The organism is Amycolatopsis sp. NPDC104819 (assembly GCF_055583145.1).
This window is the reverse complement of the sequence record NZ_JBVJON010000016.1, coordinates 1-16,110: the sequence shown is the minus strand read 5'-3', so window position 1 is coordinate 16,110 and position 16,110 is coordinate 1. Positions and strand designations below refer to the sequence as shown.

At 72.1% G+C, this 16,110-nt stretch carries 16 protein-coding genes; 5 read left to right on the top strand and 11 right to left on the bottom strand.

The window, feature by feature from the left end:
• Positions 1–121: 121 nt before the first annotated feature.
• A complete protein-coding gene (locus tag ACZ63E_RS38175; protein WP_465341205.1) occupies positions 122–1,891 on the top strand; it encodes a multicopper oxidase family protein in 1,770 nt (589 codons plus the stop codon).
• Between the two features lie 3 nt (positions 1,892–1,894).
• Here the strand turns inward: ACZ63E_RS38175 and ACZ63E_RS38170 are convergent, their stop codons facing one another.
• The 5 genes from ACZ63E_RS38170 to ACZ63E_RS38150 are packed head-to-tail and all read right to left on the bottom strand — an operon-like array spanning position 1,895 to position 5,514.
• A complete protein-coding gene (locus tag ACZ63E_RS38170) occupies positions 1,895–2,962 on the bottom strand; it encodes a sulfate/molybdate ABC transporter ATP-binding protein (RefSeq protein ID WP_465341204.1) in 1,068 nt (355 codons plus the stop codon).
• Positions 2,959–3,726: an ABC transporter permease gene (locus ACZ63E_RS38165; protein WP_465301854.1), complete on the bottom strand. Its 768-nt coding sequence runs from the start codon at positions 3,724–3,726 to the stop codon at positions 2,959–2,961. The genes ACZ63E_RS38170 and ACZ63E_RS38165 overlap by 4 nt, the downstream gene beginning before the upstream one ends.
• Positions 3,727–3,784: 58 nt before the next feature.
• Positions 3,785–4,591: a molybdate ABC transporter substrate-binding protein gene (gene modA / locus ACZ63E_RS38160; RefSeq protein WP_465341203.1), complete on the bottom strand. Its 807-nt coding sequence runs from the start codon at positions 4,589–4,591 to the stop codon at positions 3,785–3,787.
• Positions 4,588–4,992 (bottom strand): TOBE domain-containing protein, encoded by a 405-nt coding sequence (locus ACZ63E_RS38155; protein ID WP_465301850.1) that lies wholly within the window; start codon positions 4,990–4,992, stop codon positions 4,588–4,590. Before ACZ63E_RS38155 ends, modA begins: the two co-directional genes overlap by 4 nt.
• A 33-nt stretch (positions 4,993–5,025) precedes the next feature.
• Positions 5,026–5,514 (bottom strand): MarR family winged helix-turn-helix transcriptional regulator, encoded by a 489-nt coding sequence (locus ACZ63E_RS38150; RefSeq protein WP_465341202.1) that lies wholly within the window; start codon positions 5,512–5,514, stop codon positions 5,026–5,028.
• A gap of 107 nt (positions 5,515–5,621) precedes the next feature.
• On the opposite strand from ACZ63E_RS38150, the gene moaA reads away from it, so the two are divergent.
• The 3 genes from moaA (at position 5,622) to ACZ63E_RS38135 (ending at position 8,596) form a co-directional block, all read left to right on the top strand.
• Entirely contained in the window at positions 5,622–6,686 is a 1,065-nt protein-coding gene (gene moaA, locus ACZ63E_RS38145) for a GTP 3',8-cyclase MoaA (protein WP_465341201.1), read from the top strand.
• Between the two features lies 1 nt (position 6,687).
• Entirely contained in the window at positions 6,688–6,948 is a 261-nt protein-coding gene (locus ACZ63E_RS38140) for a MoaD/ThiS family protein (protein ID WP_465341200.1), read from the top strand.
• 1,015 nt (positions 6,949–7,963) lie between these two features.
• On the top strand, positions 7,964–8,596 hold the full coding sequence (locus tag ACZ63E_RS38135) for a LysM peptidoglycan-binding domain-containing protein (RefSeq protein WP_465341199.1): 633 nt from the start codon (positions 7,964–7,966) through the stop codon (positions 8,594–8,596).
• 194 nt (positions 8,597–8,790) lie between these two features.
• Here the strand turns inward: ACZ63E_RS38135 and ACZ63E_RS38130 are convergent, their stop codons facing one another.
• The 4 genes from ACZ63E_RS38130 to ACZ63E_RS38115 form a co-directional block, all read right to left on the bottom strand.
• Positions 8,791–9,711 carry a molybdenum cofactor biosynthesis protein MoaE gene (locus ACZ63E_RS38130; protein WP_465341198.1) on the bottom strand — a complete coding sequence of 307 codons (921 nt, stop codon included), beginning with the start codon at positions 9,709–9,711 and terminating at the stop codon, positions 8,791–8,793.
• Complete coding sequence (gene moaC, locus ACZ63E_RS38125) at positions 9,708–10,178, bottom strand: cyclic pyranopterin monophosphate synthase MoaC (protein WP_465341197.1); 471 nt, start codon at positions 10,176–10,178, stop codon at positions 9,708–9,710. The genes ACZ63E_RS38130 and moaC overlap by 4 nt, the downstream gene beginning before the upstream one ends.
• A 175-nt stretch (positions 10,179–10,353) precedes the next feature.
• Positions 10,354–11,745, bottom strand: a complete 1,392-nt coding sequence (locus ACZ63E_RS38120; RefSeq protein WP_465301836.1) for an NAD-dependent malic enzyme — start codon at positions 11,743–11,745, stop codon at positions 10,354–10,356.
• Between the two features lie 105 nt (positions 11,746–11,850).
• Complete coding sequence (locus ACZ63E_RS38115) at positions 11,851–12,030, bottom strand: hypothetical protein (protein WP_465301834.1); 180 nt, start codon at positions 12,028–12,030, stop codon at positions 11,851–11,853.
• 91 nt (positions 12,031–12,121) lie between these two features.
• Between ACZ63E_RS38115 and ACZ63E_RS38110 the strand changes: the two genes are divergently transcribed.
• Positions 12,122–14,359, top strand: a complete 2,238-nt coding sequence (locus ACZ63E_RS38110; RefSeq protein WP_465341196.1) for a helicase-associated domain-containing protein — start codon at positions 12,122–12,124, stop codon at positions 14,357–14,359.
• A 3-nt stretch (positions 14,360–14,362) separates the two neighbouring features.
• On the opposite strand, the gene ACZ63E_RS38105 is transcribed toward ACZ63E_RS38110, so the two are convergent.
• Positions 14,363–15,391 (bottom strand): DUF742 domain-containing protein, encoded by a 1,029-nt coding sequence (locus ACZ63E_RS38105; RefSeq protein ID WP_465341195.1) that lies wholly within the window; start codon positions 15,389–15,391, stop codon positions 14,363–14,365.
• A gap of 6 nt (positions 15,392–15,397) precedes the next feature.
• Positions 15,398–15,814 (bottom strand): roadblock/LC7 domain-containing protein, encoded by a 417-nt coding sequence (locus tag ACZ63E_RS38100; protein ID WP_465301828.1) that lies wholly within the window; start codon positions 15,812–15,814, stop codon positions 15,398–15,400.
• Positions 15,815–16,110: the final 296 nt, after the last annotated feature.

The following is a 16,110-nucleotide window of genomic DNA, read 5'->3' as shown; positions in this document are numbered from 1 at the left end:
GTTGCGAGGGGAGTCGCGTATCCGGCCACCGAGGGGGTTCGGGGGAATACTTTTCGACGTCACCGGCGTAATCGCCGGGGCGCAATTCGTCCTGCCCCCGAACATGAAGGGGGAGAACCGAATGACCGAAATCATCGAACGCCCGGCCGCCGCCGGACTCGTCACCGGGCCGAACTGGGGGCTCACCAAGTTCCTCGACCCACTGCGGGTTCCGCCGGTGCTGCGGCCCCGGAACCGGGACACGATCACCATTCCCATGGTGACGAGGAAGCAGCGGCTGCACTCACAATTGCCCGAAAGTACTTTGTGGACGTACGCGGGCCATTTCCCGGGTCCGACGATCGACGTCCGCAGTGGCAAGCAGCTGCGGATTTCGTGGTCGAACGAAATCGACGGCGAGTTCCCGTTGGTCGCGGTTCAGGGCCCGGTGACGGACGCGCCGACCAGCCGGCCGGGCCGCGAGCTGGACAAGCCCGGCTACTCGATCGTCGAGGGTGTCGCCGACCTGCCGGCGTGGACGGTCGTGCACCTCCACGGCGCGCGCACCAACGCGGGCAACGACGGCTGGGCGCACAACGCGGGCCTCAAGGGCACGTCGCAGCTGGCCGAGTACCAGAACCGGCAGCCGGCGATGCCGCTCTGGTACCACGACCACGCCATGGCGATCACCCGCTTCAACGTCCACACGGGCCTCGCCGGGACGTACCTGATCCGCGACGACGAAGAGGACGCGCTCGACCTGCCGCACGGCGACCGCGAAATCCCGCTGATCCTCACCGACCGCAACCTGGACACCGACGCGACCGGAGCGCTCACCGGGCAGCTGCTGTTCAAGTTCCCGTACGTCCCGAACAGCCCGATGATCCCGTTCTCCGGGCCGTTCACCCTGGTCAACGGCGTGATCTGGCCGCACCTGGAGGTCGACGCGAAGTGGTACCGCTTCCGGCTGCTCAACGCCGCCAACTCGCGGTTCTTCACGCTCAACCTGGTCGACGAGGACAACACCCCGGTCAACGACGCCGTCCGCCTGATCGGCACCGACGGCGGCCTGCTGCCCGCGCCCACGGCACTGCCCGCCGCCGGCCTGACCGTCGCCCCGGCCGAACGCTTCGACGTCCTGATCGACTTCAGCCGCTTCAAGGGACAGAAGCTCAAGCTGCGCAACGCCGACCCGCGGCTGGGCGGGATCGAGCCGGACGTCATGGAGTTCCGCGTCGACGGCCGCGCGAAGCACGACTCGTTCCGGCTGCCGGAGAAGGTCTCGACGTCCTACACACGGCTGGTGCACGGCTCGACGCTGCCGGAGGACCACGACCACGTCTGGGTCGCGCTGCTGCTCAACGCCGAGGGCCACCCGGAGATGTGGGACCTCGAGCAGGTCGACACCGACCCGGGCGGCGCGGGAATCATCCAGCTGGACGACCCGGCCGGCGGGCTCAAGACGTTCCGGATGATCGGGCGGCTCTTCGACGACACCACCGGCATCTTCATCAACCACGACCGCTGGGCGGTCTGGAACCTCGTGCACGTCGCGAACGGCGGCCCGGCGCACCCGGTCCACATCCACCTGACGGAGTTCCAGGCGCTGTTCCGGCGGAGCTTCACCACGACGTTCGACCAGGCCTCGGAGCGCACGACCGCGCCGATCAGCGGCTTCACCGACCTGCCGCTGGAGAAGTACGAGGAGGGCTGGAAGGACACGATCATCGTGAACCCCGGCCAGTGGGTCAGCGTCGCCGGTCGGTTCGGCGGCGGCACCGGCGAGTTCATGTACCACTGCCACATCCTCGACCACGAGGACGAAGGCATGATGCGGCCGTTCGTCGTGCACCCGCCGGAGGTGGCGAAGTTCCACGTCCACCCGGGCGGCGGCCACCACCACGAGGGCTGAGGTCTAGGAGGCCGCGGCCGGGTGGACGGACACGGTCGCGGCCTTCACCGACAGCGTCACCGCCGAGCCGGGCTCCAGGGCGAGCTCGGCCACGGCGGCCGGCGTGAGGTCCGCGGTGAGGCCGTGGGCCCAGCCGTCACCCTCGGCGCGGACCCGGATCACCGGCCCGTGCGGCTCCAGCGCGGCGACGTGCGCCTCGGCGGTGTTGCGCGGGCTCCCCCGGTGCTCACCGTCGTGCGGGTAGACGGCGACGGCGTTCGGCGGGAACACCGCCACCGCCGGCTCGCCGGCCACGACGTCCGGCGCCGCGATGCCCGCCACCACGTCGCCCGACGCCGTCCGCAGGCCGTCCGGGACCGCGGTCCCGGAGATGAGGTTGAGCCCGGCGATCCGCGCGGTGAACGCCGTTCGCGGGGCGGACAGGACTTCGCGGGTGGGGCCGTGTTCGACGATCCGGCCGCCGTTCATCACCGCGACGTGGCCGGCGAGCGCCAGCGCGTCCAGCGGGTCGTGGGTGACGAGCACCGTGGTCGGCCCGGTCTTGAGCACCCGCCGCAGCAGGCCGCGGATCGCCGGCGCGGCGTCGACGTCCAGCGCGGCGAACGGCTCGTCGAGCAGCAGCAGGTCCGGCTCGGCGGCGAGCGCCCTGGCGATCGCGACGCGCTGCGCCTGGCCGCCGGACAGCTGCCCGGGCCGCCGGTCGGCGAGCTCAGCGGCGTCCACTTCGGCCAGCCAGTAGTACGCGCGTTCCCGCGCGGCGCGGCGGCCGGCGCCGGTCGAGCGCGGGGAGAACGCGACGTTGTCCGCCGCGGACAGGTGCGGGAAGAGCAGCGCGTCCTGGGAGAGCAGGCCGATCCCCCGGCGGTGCGGCGGCACGCCGGCCAGCGCGCGCCCCGACACCGTGATCTCCGCCGACGTCGGCGTGATCAGCCCCGAAAGGCAGCCCAGCACCGTCGACTTGCCGGAGCCGTTCGGGCCGAGCAGGGCCAGCACCGTCCCGGTGGGCACGTCGAGGTCGACGTCCAGCGAGAACGAGCCGCGGACGGCCTCGATCCGGGCGGTCAGGCTCACCGCAGGCCGCCTTCCCACGAGCGTGGCCGCGCGACGGCGATGACGACGACCGCCACGACGATGAGCAGCAGCGACAGCGCGACGGCGCTGTCGATGTCCACTTCGGCCTGCGTGTAGACCTCGAGCGGCAGCGTGCGGGTGACGTCTTCGAGGCTGCCGGCGAAGGTGATCGTCGCGCCGAACTCGCCCAGCGCGCGGGCGAAGCTCAGGACGACGCCGGAGCCGAGCGCGGGCAGCAGCAGCGGCAGCGTGACCCGGCGGAACACCGTCCACGGGCGCGCGCCGAGCGTCGCGGCGACCTGCTCGTAGCGGTCGCCGGACCCGCGCAACGCGCCTTCGAGGCTGACCACGAGGAACGGCATCGCGACGAACGTCTGCGCGATGACCACCGCGGTCGTCGTGAATGGCACCGACTCCCCGGTCAGCGTGGTGATCAGCATGCCGAGGAAGCCCTTGCGGCCGAGCAGGTAGAGCAGCGCGAGCCCGCCGACCACCGGCGGCAGCACCAGCGGCAGCAGCACGATCGAGCGCAGCAGCCGGACGCCGCGGAACCGGGCGCGCGCGAGCACGACGGCCAGCGGCACCCCGAGCACGACACAGGTCAAAGTGGACAACGCGGCCGTGATCAGCGACAGCCGCAGCGCGTGCCACGACGACGGCGTGGCGACCAGCGACGGCAGCCGCGACAGGTCCGAGCGCACCAGCAGCCCGACGACCGGCAGCACCACCAGCGCCAGGGCCAGCGTGGCGGGGATCGCGAGCACCCACGGGACACGCGAACGGCCGGCCGGGACGGATCCCGGCCGGCCGTTCGCGGGACGCTTACTGCGCAGGGCCGAACCCGACCTTGCTCAGCTGGGCCTTGCCCTGGTCACCGAGGACGAACTCGTCGAACTCCTTGGCCAGCGCGCTCTGCCCGCCCTTGACCGCGGCGATCGGGTAGTTGTTGATCGCGCCGCTCGCCTCGGGGAAGTCGACCTTGTCGACCTTGCCCGCGGCCGAGGTGGCGTCGGTGACGTAGACCAGGCCCGCGTCGGCGTCGCCGGACTGGACCTTGGCCAGCACCTGCTTGACGTCCTGCTCCTCGCTCTTCGGCTTGAGCGTGACGCCGGTCGCGGTCTCGACCTTCTTGGTGGCCGAACCGCACGGCACCTGCGGCGCGCAGGTCACCACGGTCAGGCCGGCCTTGTTCAGGTCGGCGAAGGACTTGATGCCCTTGGGGTTGCCCGGCGCGACCGCGATGGCCAGCTTGTTGGTGGCGAACACCGTCGGCTGGCCGTCGATCACACCCGCCTGGACGGCCTTGTCCATGTTGGCCTGGTCGGCCGAGGCGAAGACGTCGGCCTTCGCGCCGTTGGTCAGCTGCTGGACCAGGCCGGACGAACCCGCGAAGCTGAACTTCACGGTGACGCCGGGGTGCGAGGCTTCGAACTCCTTGCCGAGCGCGGTGAACGACTCGGTCAGGGACGCGGCGGCGAACACGGTGATCGTGCCGCCGGCGTCGCCGGTGCCCTTCGGCGCGGGGGCGCTGGCCGACGACCCGCCGGACTGCGTGCTGGGCTGGTCCGAGCTGCTGCACGCGCCCGCGAACAAGGCGACGGCCGCGACGGCCAGAGCAAGCTTCTTCATCGACTTCCTTCCGGTGTTTCCACCACGACGGTGGTCGCTTTGACCACCGCGACCGCGAGCACCCCCGGGCGCAGGCCCAGCTCGCGGACGGCTTCCGTACTCATCAGGGACACCACGCGGTGTGCCCCGCACTGCATCTCCACCTGGGCCATCACCTTGTCGGCGACCACCTCGGTGACCAGCCCGACGAACCGGTTGCGGGCGGAGCGCCCGACCGCGGACGGGTCCTCGGGGCTGGTGGCCTGCGCCCGGGCGAACCCGGCCAGCTGGGCGCCGTCCACGACCTTGCGGCCGGCGGCGTCGTCGGTGGCGGTCAGCTGCCCCGCGCGCACCCACCGCCGGACGGTGTCGTCACTGACTCCGAGCAGGTGCGCGGCCTCGGACAACCGGAATTGCGGCATGGGGGGAAGATTATCTCCGCACTTGAGGAAAAGCTATGCGGGGCGCGAATTGTCCATGATCTCCGCGCGCAGCTGTTCGAGCATGACATTCTGATAACGCTCGATGACTTTTCGCTCGGCCGGTGAGAACTGCGCCAGGCTCTCGCGTAGCCAGTCGAAGGCCGACTGGAAGAGCGGCGCGAAGCGCTCGCCGGCCCCGGGAACGACCTCGACGAGGACCTTGCGGCGGTCTTCGGGGTCGCGGACGCGGCGGACCAGCCCGATCTTCTCCAGCCGGTCGATGACGCCGGTCACGGCCCCGGTGGACAGCCCCGTCAGGCCGGCGATCCGCCCCGCGGTCAACGGTCCGCCCGATTGGACGACCAGGTCGAACGTCTTGTGGTCGGTGCCGGACAGGCCCATCCGCTCGGCGATCCTGGCGTGCCGGAGCACCGTGAGCGTGCTGCCGGCGCGACCCAATTCCGCGAAGCGGAAGAGCTCCTCTTCCGGGACCGGATAGCTCTTTTCCGCTGTGCCCGTCATCACTGTCCTTCGGTTCGCGCAGGTCGTTCGCCCACTGAACAGCTTACTGCCCAAAGTATCCGGACGATCACTGAGGTTTGCGCGACATGCGAGCTACTCTGTGCGTAATGACCGCAGTGGATCTCGGGTTTCCTCGTGTTCCCGGCACACGAGGTTCATCTCGCGCGCCCCGGCCCGAGAACCCCCGTCTCATCGACACGTTCGGCCGGATCGCCACCGATCTGAGGGTTTCCCTCACCGACCGGTGCAACCTGCGCTGCACCTACTGCATGCCCGCTGAGGGGCTCGACTGGATGCCGGGCGAGCAGGCGCTCTCCGACGACGAGCTGATCCGGCTGGTCCGGATCGCCGTCGAGCGGCTCGGCGTCACCGACATCCGGCTCACCGGCGGCGAGCCGCTGCTGCGACCGGGCCTCGAGGACCTCGTCGCGCGGATCACGGCCCTGGAGCCGCGGCCCCGGCTGTCCATGACCACCAACGGGATCGGCCTCGCCAAGCGCGCGGCGGCCCTCGCGGCGGCGGGCCTGGCCCGGATCAACGTCTCGCTCGACACCGTCGACCCGAAGACGTTCCTCGAGATCACCCGCCGGGACCGGCTCTCGCACGTGCTGGCCGGCATGGCCGCCGCGCGGGACGCCGGGATGTCGCCGGTGAAGGTCAACGCCGTGCTGATGCGGGGCGTGAACGACGCCGAAGCCGTGCCGCTGCTGAAGTTCTGCCTGGCCGAGGGCTACCACCTGCGGTTCATCGAGCAGATGCCGCTGGACGCCCAGCACGGCTGGAACCGCGGCGAGATGATCACCGCGTCGGAGATCCTCGGCATGCTGGGCGAGGCGTTCACGCTGACGCCGTTCCCGGTGGCCCGCGGCGGCGCGCCGGCCGAGCGCTGGCTGGTCGACGGCGGCCCCGGCGACGTCGGCGTGATCGCGTCGGTGACCCGGCCGTTCTGCTCGGCGTGCGAGCGGACCCGGCTGACCGCCGACGGCGCGGTGCGTTCCTGCCTGTTCAGCAACGACGAGACGGACTTGCGGTCCCTCGTGCGCGCGGGCGCGCGCGATGAGGAGGTGGCGGACGCCTGGCGGGCCACGATGTGGGGCAAGCTGGCCGGCCACGAGATCAACGACGCCGGGTTCGCGCAGCCGATCCGGCCGATGAGCGCGATCGGCGGCTGAGATGACGACCCTGACCATCGTGGTGCGGTACTTCGCGGCGGCGCGCGCCGCCGCGGGCGCGGAAGAGGAGAAGGTGCAGCTGCCGTCCGGCGCGTCGGTCGCCGACGCGGTGGCCGAGCTGCGCCGCCTGCACCCCGAGAGCCTCCCGAAGATCCTGGACGCGGTCAGCTACCTGCTCGACGGCATCGCGGTCCGCGACCACACCCGCCCCCTGACCGACGGCGCCGAGCTGGACGTCCTCCCCCCTTTCGCCGGCGGCTGACCCCTCCCCTCGCGTGATTGAACGGTCAACACACGTGATCCAAAGGTCGACACGCGTGTCTGGAGGGTCGACACGCGTGATTGAAGGGTCAACACGCCGCCGGGTCGGCCCACCACCCGTGTCGACCCTCTAATCACGCGTGTCGACCTCCCCATCACGCGTGTCGACCCTCTGATCACGCGAGTTGACCTTCCCAACACGCGTGTCGTCCCGCCAGATACGGGTGCCGTCCGGCGCGGTTCGCGGGTTCGTCCTCTCCTTACTCGACCTACCGCTCGGGTACGGCAGCCGACCGCTCGCCGACACCTCTTTCTCCCCCGGCGTGGCGCGTCACCGGATCCGGCTGTTCGCGGCAGGCTGAACGGCGGCTGTCCACAACGCCATCCGGTGACGTGTTTCGCCTGGTCCGTCGCACTGCGTCGGCCCGCGGGGCCCGCCCCGGCCGGAAGAGCGCATCCGGCGGGACTTCAAACCCCACGAACAGGTGGGACTGCTGTGACGCAAGGGGCACCTGAGGCAGGATTGTCAAGTCTGGCGGACTACGGGAGTGCGCCATAAGATGCGCGCTTCATTCGCTCGCCCGGCGTCGCGAATGGCCCATTCGCTGCGCAAAACACGTGATGCAAGCCTCACGATCCGTGTTTTATCTCGGCTTGGAAACGACCAGATAACGGCGCGCTGACCTGCGAAGACACCCACATCGATGGGGGTTGCGTGCTGTTACTGTGACGTAGGTCACGCCCCGAATAATTTCCGATCACGGCGCTCGTTACGTACCGTCGCTTTTCGGTTGGCCCCGACCAACCAGCACGACCGGGAATCCGTAGCGCCTAGCCCTGTCCGACGGATACCCGGACCCATACCCCGAGCGAAAGCATTTCCGGACAGGGACGAGGGGACGACGAAGACGCGACGTGCGTCGGACTCGTCTGCCGGCCCCCGAAGCCGGCGCCAGGACCCCGATCCTGACCCTCAGCACCGGCTCGTAGGCGCAGGGAAACCGAGAAGCATTCAGATGTCTTACCGAGGCAAGCACCGCAAGATGTCCGCTGCCACCCGCACCGTCGCTCGCGTCGCCATCGCGGGCATCGCGGTCGGCGCTCCCCTCGCTATCGCCGCGACCCCCGCGTCGGCGACGAACTGGGACGCCATCGCGCAGTGCGAGAGCGGCGGCAACTGGGGCACCAGCACCGGCAACGGCTACTACGGCGGTCTGCAGTTCTCGCAGAGCACGTGGAAGGCCTACGGCGGCACCGGCAGCGCGCAGAACGCTTCGCGTGAGCAGCAGATCGCCGTGGCCGAGCGCGTCCTGCAGGGTCAGGGCATCGGCGCCTGGCCGGTCTGTGGCAAGAAGGGCGGCGGCGGCTCGTCGGCCCCCAAGGCCACCCACAAGACCACCACCAAGCAGTCGACCCCGAAGAAGACCACGACCGCCCCGAAGAAGGCGGCGCCCGCGGCTCCGGCGGCGACCGGTGTGTCGTCCTCGAACCCGGCCGGTGACTACACCGTCGTGGCGGGCGACACGCTGTCCAAGATCGCCAAGCAGTTCAACGTCCAGGGCGGCTACGCCAAGCTGCAGGACCTGAACGCGAAGTACATCCCGAACGCGGACATGATCCTCGTCGGCCAGAAGATCGCCACCAAGTGACGATCGCGCTCTGATGCGCAGGTCCGGCCTCGAGCCGTGACACCCGAGCCCTCCACCGCCGATCCCCCGGGCGGTGGAGGGCTCGCGCACATCCGGGCCTGAGTTCGCCCGTGCGAGCCCGGGACGCCTGAACGTCCTCCCGGGCCGCCTCGAGTCTTCAGGCGCGCACAGCGCCTCTCAGGCGCCGCGCCGGGTCACGGCGAGTTGACCCACTCGTCCGTGCCGTCGGTGAAGTGCTGGTGCTTCCAGACCGGCAGCCGCGCCTTGACCTCGTCCACGAGCTCCGCGCACGCCGAGAACGCCTGGCCGCGGTGTTCCGCCGCCACGGCGCACGCCAGCGCCACGTCCCCGATCGTCAGGTGCCCGACACGGTGGCTCACCGCCACCGCCCGCACCCCGATCCAGCGCGCCGAGAGGTCCGCGACGACGTCGGCGATCACCTCACCCGCGCTCGGGTGGCCTTCGTAGGTCAGGTCGCGCACACCCTTGCCGCCGTCGTGGTCGCGGACCACCCCGGCGAACGTCACCACCGCGCCCGCCGCGTCGTCCTCGACCAGCCGCGCGTGCTCCTCGACCGACAGCGCCTCCTCGGTGACCAGCGCCCGCGCGACACGCACCGAAGGCGCGGAAGCGGCGGGCCGCGGGTGGTCGCCGCCGGCGAGCTGGTCGACCGCGTGGTCCAGGATGCCGTCGAGCACGCCGAGGCCGTCCTTCACGCCGCCGCTGGAGCCCGGCAGGTTCACGACCAGGGTCCGCCCGGCCACCCCCGCGACCCCGCGCGAGAGCACCGCGGTCGGCACCTTCGGCAGGCCGGCCGCGCGGATCGCGTCCGCGACGCCCGGCAGCTCGTGGTCCAGCACCCCGCGCGTGACGTCGGGGGTGCGGTCGGTCGGCGAGATGCCGGTGCCGCCGGTGGTGAGCACCACGGCGACGCCGTCGGCCAGCGCCGCCCGCAGCGCCACGCCGACCGGGTCGCCGTCCTCGACGACGACCGGCGCCGGCACGTCGTACCCGCGGCCGGCCAGCCAGGCGACGATCACCGGGCCGGTCTTGTCCTCGTAGACACCCTTCGCAGCGCGGTTGGACGCCACGATCACCCGCGCGTCGCGCTTCACGGCCGCTCCCAGGTCCCGGTCTTGCCGCCGTCCTTGCGGAGCAGGCGGACCTCGTCCAGCGTCGCCGCCGGGTCGACGGCCTTGATCATGTCGTGCAGGGTCAGCCCGGCGACGGCCACCGCGGTCAGCGCCTCCATCTCGACGCCGGTGACGTCGGTGGTCTTGGCCGTCGCGCGGATCCGGACGTCGGTCTCGCCCAGCTCGAACTCCACCTTCACGCCGGAAAGCGCGATCTGGTGGCACAGCGGGATCAGCTCGGGCACACGCTTGGCGCCCATGATCCCGGCGATCCGGGCGGTGGCCAGCGCGTCACCCTTGGGGAGGCCGTCGGACGCCAGCAGCCGCAGCACCTCCGCGGTGGTCCGCACGGTGCCGCCCGCAAGCGCGGTCCGCGCGGTGGCGGTCTTGCCGGAGACGTCGACCATCCGGGCCGCCCCGGTCTTGTCGACGTGGCTGAGTTCACTCACCAGCCGAGGCTACTTCCGCCGGCCCGCCGCCGGTCGCCGGGTGGAGCTGCGCCGGCGCCGCGAGCTGGGGGTCCCGGGCGCCGGCGCTCGCCGGTTGGTCTCGGCGACCCAGCCTAGGCCGCCCGGAACCCCGCTGTCTTCCGTCCGAAGGCGGACCCGGGGTCCGCCGAACTGTTTAGTCGCGCTCGGCGCGCACGGCCTTCCGGACCGCCTCGGCGACCGCCGGCGCCACCGCGCTGTCGAACACGCTGGGCACGATGAACGACGCGTTGAGCTTGCCGTTGTCGACGACGTCGGCGATCGCGTCCGCCGCCGCGAGCAGCATGGAGTCGTCGATGTTGTGCGCGTTCGCGTCGAGCAGGCCGCGGAAGACCCCCGGGAAGGCCAGCACGTTGTTGATCTGGTTCGGGAAGTCGCTGCGGCCGGTCGCGACGACGGCCGCGTGCTGCTGCGCCTCGAGCGGGTCGATCTCCGGGTCCGGGTTGGCGAGCGCGAAGACGACGGCATCGGACTTCATGGTCGCGACCTGGTCGGCGCCGAAGAGGTTGGGCGCCGAGACGCCGATGAAGACGTCGGCGTCGACCAGCGCCTCGTGCAGGGTGCCGCTGACCTGCTCCTTGTTGGTGTGCGACGCGATCCAGGTGAGGTTGTCGTCGAGGTTGCCGCGCGCGGAGTGGACGATGCCGTCGATGTCCGCGGCGACGATGTCGCCCGGGTTCTTGCGCAGCAGCAGCCGGATGATCGCCGAGCCGGCCGCGCCGACCCCGCTGACCACGATCTTGCAGTCCTCGATGTTCTTCTTGACCACGCGCAGGGCGTTGCGCAGCGCGGCGACGACCACGATCGCGGTGCCGTGCTGGTCGTCGTGGAACACCGGGATGTCGAGCTGCTCGCGCAGCCGCTTCTCGATCTCGAAGCAGCGCGGCGCGGCGATGTCCTCGAGGTTGATCCCGGCGTACACCGGGGCCAGCGCCTTCGCGATCAGGATGATCTCTTCGGTGTCCTGGGTGTCCAGGCAGACCGGCCACGCGTCGACGTCGGCGAACTTCTTGAACAGCGCCGCCTTGCCCTCCATCACCGGCAGCGCGGCGGCCGGGCCGATGTTGCCCAGGCCGAGCACCGCGGAGCCGTCGGTGAGCACCGCGACGGTGTTGCGCTTGATGGTCAGCCGGCGCGCGTCCTCGGGGTTGTTCGCGATCGCCTGGCAGACGCGGGCGACACCCGGGGTGTAGGCGCGGGAGAGGTCGTCACGGTTGCGGAGCGCGACCTTGGGCGTGACCTCGATCTTGCCGCCGAGGTGGATCAGGAACGTCCGGTCGGAGACCTTGCGGACCTTGACGCCGGGCAGCGAGTCGAGCGCCGAGGTGATGTCGTTCGCGTGGTTCTCCGACAGCGCGTTGGCGCTGATGTCGACCACGATCGCGTCGGAGTGGGACTCGACGACGTCGAACGCGGTCAGGACGCCGCCGACCCGCCCGACGGCGGTGGTGAGGTCACCGGCCGCACTGGACGAAGCCGGGGCCTCGACCCGGACGGTGATCGAATATCCGGGACCGGGAACCGGCATGGCACTTACCCCCGCATGGGAAAAGTCGGTTGGGACGGGAGCGAACCTACTCCCGTGACCGCCCTCACGAGGCCCCGATACCGGTACTGACCAGTAACTATGCGGTCATCGATTGATCTCGGTCTCGGGGTGCACGTACGGCACGGTGTCGAGCGGGAAGGTGATGTCGCCGAACGGCGACAGCGAGCCCTGGCGGTCGGCCGCGAGCTCGGTCACGGGGTGCTCGCCCGCCTCGCCCGGCCAGGTCGGGTCGACACCCTTGTTCTTCTTCTCGCCCTTGGCCACAACGTCCTCCACAGCCGGTGTTCGCTCTCTCGGGAGACAGTGTGCCCGAGCCCGAGCGGCTTCGCGTAACCGCCCGGTATCCTGGCCTTCTATGCCCGCGACCTCCTTGGCGGACTGGCTGCGCACCGAGTCCGACGGCGCACTCGAAGAGCTGCTCCGCACGCGGCGCGACCTGTCCACGCCCCCGCCGTCCGACAGCACGGTGCTGGCCACCCGGGCCGGCACGCCGGGCTCGGTGGCGCGCGCCTGCGAAGACCTCGACACCTTCACCGTGGCCGTGCTCGAAGCGTGCCTGCTGGCCGGCGCCGACCGGGATCCGGTGCCGGCCGAAGACGTCGCCAAGCTGGTCGGCGCGGACATCACCGTGCCGCTGGCCCGGCTGCGCGCGCGGGTGCTGGCCTGGGGCCCGGACGACGCGCTGCGCGTGGCGCCCTCGGCCCGGGAGGCACTCGGGCCGTTCCCCGCCGGGCTCGGCGCGCCTTCGCCGGCACTCGCGGACGTGGACCTCGAAGCGCGGCTGGCCGAGCTGCCCGACGACGAACGCGGGGTGCTGACCGCCCTCGCCGCCGGGCCGCCGATCGGCCGGACGCGCGACGCCGGGCACGACGCGTCGCTCGAGAAGGCCAAGACGCCGGTGCAGAAGCTGCTGGCCCGCGGGCTGCTGCTGCGGCGCGACGACCAGACCGTCGAGCTGCCGCGCGAGGTCGGCGTCGCCGTGCGCGGCGGGGTCTTCGGGCCCGGCACGCTCACCGAGCCCGCACTGCCGGTGCACCCGCACCAGACGTCCACTTTGGACGCAGCCGCGGCCGGCGAGGCGATGGAGTTCCTGCGCCGCACCGAATCCCTGCTGCGCGCTTGGTCGGCAGCGCCGCCGCCGGTGCTCAAGTCGGGCGGCCTCGGCGTGCGCGAGCTGAAGAAGCTGGCCAAGGACCTCGAGGTCGACGACACGCAGGCGACGTTGTTCGCCGAGCTGGTCGTCGGCGCCGGGCTCGTCGCGGACAGCGAGTCGACCGCGCCCGAGTGGGTGCCGACGACGCTGACCGACTCGTGGCTCGCGTCACCGACCGCGCAGCGCTGGATGACGCTCGCGCAGGCGTGGCTGGAGCTGCCGCGGCTGCCGGGGATGGCCGGCGGGCGCGACACGAAGGACAAGCCGATCGCGCCGCTGTCGGAGGAGCTGCGCCGCCCGCTCGCGCCGGTCGCGCGGCGGCGGGTGCTCGCCGCGCTGGCCGACCTGCCCGAAGGCGCCGGCGTGAAGAGCGTCGACGAGCTCGTCGCGGTGCTGGCCTGGCGCGCCCCGCGGCGCGGCGGGCGGCTGCGGGACGAGACCGTCCGCTGGACGATGGCCGAGGCGTCCGCGCTGGGGATCGTCGGGCTCGGCGGCGTCACGACGGCGACGCGGGCGCTGCTGGCCGACGACCGGCCGGGCGCGGTCGAGGCGATCCTGGACGCGCTGCCCGCGCCGGTGGACCACGTGCTGCTGCAGGCCGACCTGACGGTGGTCGCGCCGGGCCCGCTCGAGCCGGAGCTGGCGGCGGAGATGGACGCGGTCGCCGACGTCGAGTCGGCCGGGCACGCGACGGTCTACCGGATCACCGAGACGTCGGTTCGGCGCGCGCTCGACACCGGCCGGACGGCGGACGAGCTGCACGCGCTGTTCAAGGCCAAGTCGGCGACACCGGTGCCGCAGTCGCTGAGCTACCTGATCGACGACGTCGCGCGGCGGCACGGCCGGCTGCGCGGCGGGGTGGCGGCGTCGTTCCTGCGGTGTGACGACGAGGCGCTGCTGGCCGAGGTGCTGGCCCACTCGGTGACGGCGGAGCACGACCTGCGGCTGATCGCGCCGACGGTCGTGATCAGTCCCGACCCCCTGCACGAGGTGCTGGCGGGCCTGCGCGCGGCCGGTTTCGCCCCGGCGGCGGAGGGCCCGGACGGCCGTGTGGTCGACATCCGCCCGGGCGGCCGCCGCCTGCCGGCGAAGGCCCGCGCGGCGCGGCGGAACCCGGGTGAGCAGGCGGTCCTGACGTCGGATCAGGCGGCACGGATCGTGTCGAACCTGCGAGCCGGCGACGCGGCCTCGGCACGCCGTCGCGGCTCGGCGGTCCGAGCCCCGGTCGGCGGCGGCGCGGACACGTCGGCGACGCTGGAGCTGCTGTCCCGCGCGACGCTCGAGCGGCGCGAGGTGTGGATCGGGTTTGTCGACTCCCGCGGCACGGCCAGCCAGCGCGTGGTCCGCCCGATCCGCGTCGGTGGCGGGATTCTTGAAGGGGACAACAACGAGCGGTACTCCCTGCACCGCATCACGTCGGCCGCGCTCGTCGAAGACTGACGGCTAAAGCGCGCGCAGGCCCGCCAAGACGCGTTCCATGAACTCGCGGGACGAGCGGTCCCCGAGGATCAGCTCCGTCTGGTGGATCAGCACCAGGCCGATGTCGGCCATGTCGCCGACCAGCACCTTGACCACGCCCAGCGGCAGGTGCAGGTGGGCCGCGATCTCGGCCACCGAACGGGTGTCCAGGCACAGGTCGCAGATGCGGCGGTGCTCGACCGAACGGACTCCGCGGTAACGGCGGCCGTCGTCCGACGTCGAGACCAGTGCCTCCAGCGCCAGGTTGTGGTCGGACCGCGTGCGGCCGCCCGTGCGCGTGTACGGGCGCACTCGCGAACCCACCGAGGCGACCGGGACCGGGCTCGACACGCTGCGGGCCGCGTCGTCCCACTGCTCCGGCTGGGGGACCCAGCGGGTCTCCGGGTCCGGCGGGGGTGTCCAGCCGGTCCGGGGGTCGATCGGCGGGGCCCACGCGGGCGGGGGCGCCGCCTGCGACCTCGACATCGGAGGCCGGGGCGCGGGGTGCCGCGGCGCCGGTGGCCGCTGCGCGGGCGGGCGCTGGGCCGGCGGACGCGGGGGTGCGGGCGGACGCGCGCCGCGGGGCGGGGTCCACGCCGGCTCCAGGGCCGGGGGCTCCGGCGCGTACGTGTCGCCGTCCTGCCACTCCGGCTCGCCCGGGTCGTACCCGTCGTCCGGCGCGTCCCAGTCACGCTCGGCCGCCGCGGCGCGGCGGGGGTCCCACTCGCGCTCGACCGGGGCGGCGCGCCACTCGCGCTCGGCGGGAGCGTCACGCCATTCTTCCTCGGCGGGCGCGGCGGCCGGGTACTCGTCTTCGGCACCCCACTCGCGGGTGTCTTCGTCGGTGTACCCCTGCGGATCCGCCTTCGGCCGGGCCGGCTTGCGCTTGGGCATGATCGTTGACAACGTCGACATGTCGAACTTGCTCGGCGAGTCGAACCCCTCGCGCTCGGTGCCGCGGTGCAGTGCGTCCCAGCCGCTGGAGTCCGGGTCGTCGAATCCCGAAATCCTCATCTCAACCTACCCACGCACGCCGCCCTGCAGCTGCGCGCGCAGCTCGGGGGTGATCTGCTGGCCGACCCGCTCGACGAGCAGGGTCATCTCGTAGGCGACGGTGCCGATGTCGCACGTCGGCGCGGCCAGCACCGCCAGCGACGAACCGTCCGAAACGGACATCAGGAACAAGTAGCCGCGCTCCATCTCCACCACGGTTTGGTTGACACCGCCCGCTTCGAAGCAGCGTGCGGCTCCGTACGTCAGGCTGATCAGCCCGGACGCCACCGCGGACAGCTGCTCGGCGCGCTCCTGGGGCAGCCCCTCCGACGGCGCCAGCAGCAGCCCGTCCGCGGACACCAGCACGGCGTGCGCGGCGCCGGGTACCCGGCGCACGAAGTCCGTAATGAGCCAGCCGAATGTGCCCTGGCCGGATGCCGTCACTACTGCCCCTCCTTGCTCGTGCGGCGCCACGCGCCGCACACCGGAGTGGCCGGTCGACGACGCCACGATAAAGCGTATTCGCACCGCCGGTGGTGTCGAGTCCACCACCGGCAGGCCGCTGCGCACCCTACGTGTGCGCGCGAGCGCACACCGCACCGACCTGCGCCGGTCCACGCGTTCGTGGGTCACCCGGTGAGGTGTGCCGGGGGGGGGGGGGGGGGGGGGGGGGGGGGGGGGGGGGGGGGGGGGGGGGGGGGGGGGGGGGGGGGGGGGGGGGGGGGGGGGGGGTGGGGAGG

Bases quoted from the DNA above. Each gene is read 5' to 3' on its own strand.
- ACZ63E_RS38175 (WP_465341205.1), top strand. From the start codon at position 122: ATGACCGAAATCATCGAACGCCCGGCCGCCGCCGGACTCGTCACCGGG.
- modA (WP_465341203.1), bottom strand. From the start codon at position 4,591: ATGAAGAAGCTTGCTCTGGCCGTCGCGGCCGTCGCCTTGTTCGCGGGC.
- ACZ63E_RS38155 (WP_465301850.1), bottom strand. From the start codon at position 4,992: ATGCCGCAATTCCGGTTGTCCGAGGCCGCGCACCTGCTCGGAGTCAGT.
- ACZ63E_RS38150 (WP_465341202.1), bottom strand. From the start codon at position 5,514: ATGACGGGCACAGCGGAAAAGAGCTATCCGGTCCCGGAAGAGGAGCTC.
- moaA (WP_465341201.1), top strand. From the start codon at position 5,622: ATGACCGCAGTGGATCTCGGGTTTCCTCGTGTTCCCGGCACACGAGGT.
- ACZ63E_RS38140 (WP_465341200.1), top strand. From the start codon at position 6,688: ATGACGACCCTGACCATCGTGGTGCGGTACTTCGCGGCGGCGCGCGCC.
- ACZ63E_RS38135 (WP_465341199.1), top strand. From the start codon at position 7,964: ATGTCTTACCGAGGCAAGCACCGCAAGATGTCCGCTGCCACCCGCACC.
- ACZ63E_RS38120 (WP_465301836.1), bottom strand. From the start codon at position 11,745: ATGCCGGTTCCCGGTCCCGGATATTCGATCACCGTCCGGGTCGAGGCC.
- ACZ63E_RS38110 (WP_465341196.1), top strand. From the start codon at position 12,122: ATGCCCGCGACCTCCTTGGCGGACTGGCTGCGCACCGAGTCCGACGGC.
- ACZ63E_RS38105 (WP_465341195.1), bottom strand. From the start codon at position 15,391: ATGAGGATTTCGGGATTCGACGACCCGGACTCCAGCGGCTGGGACGCA.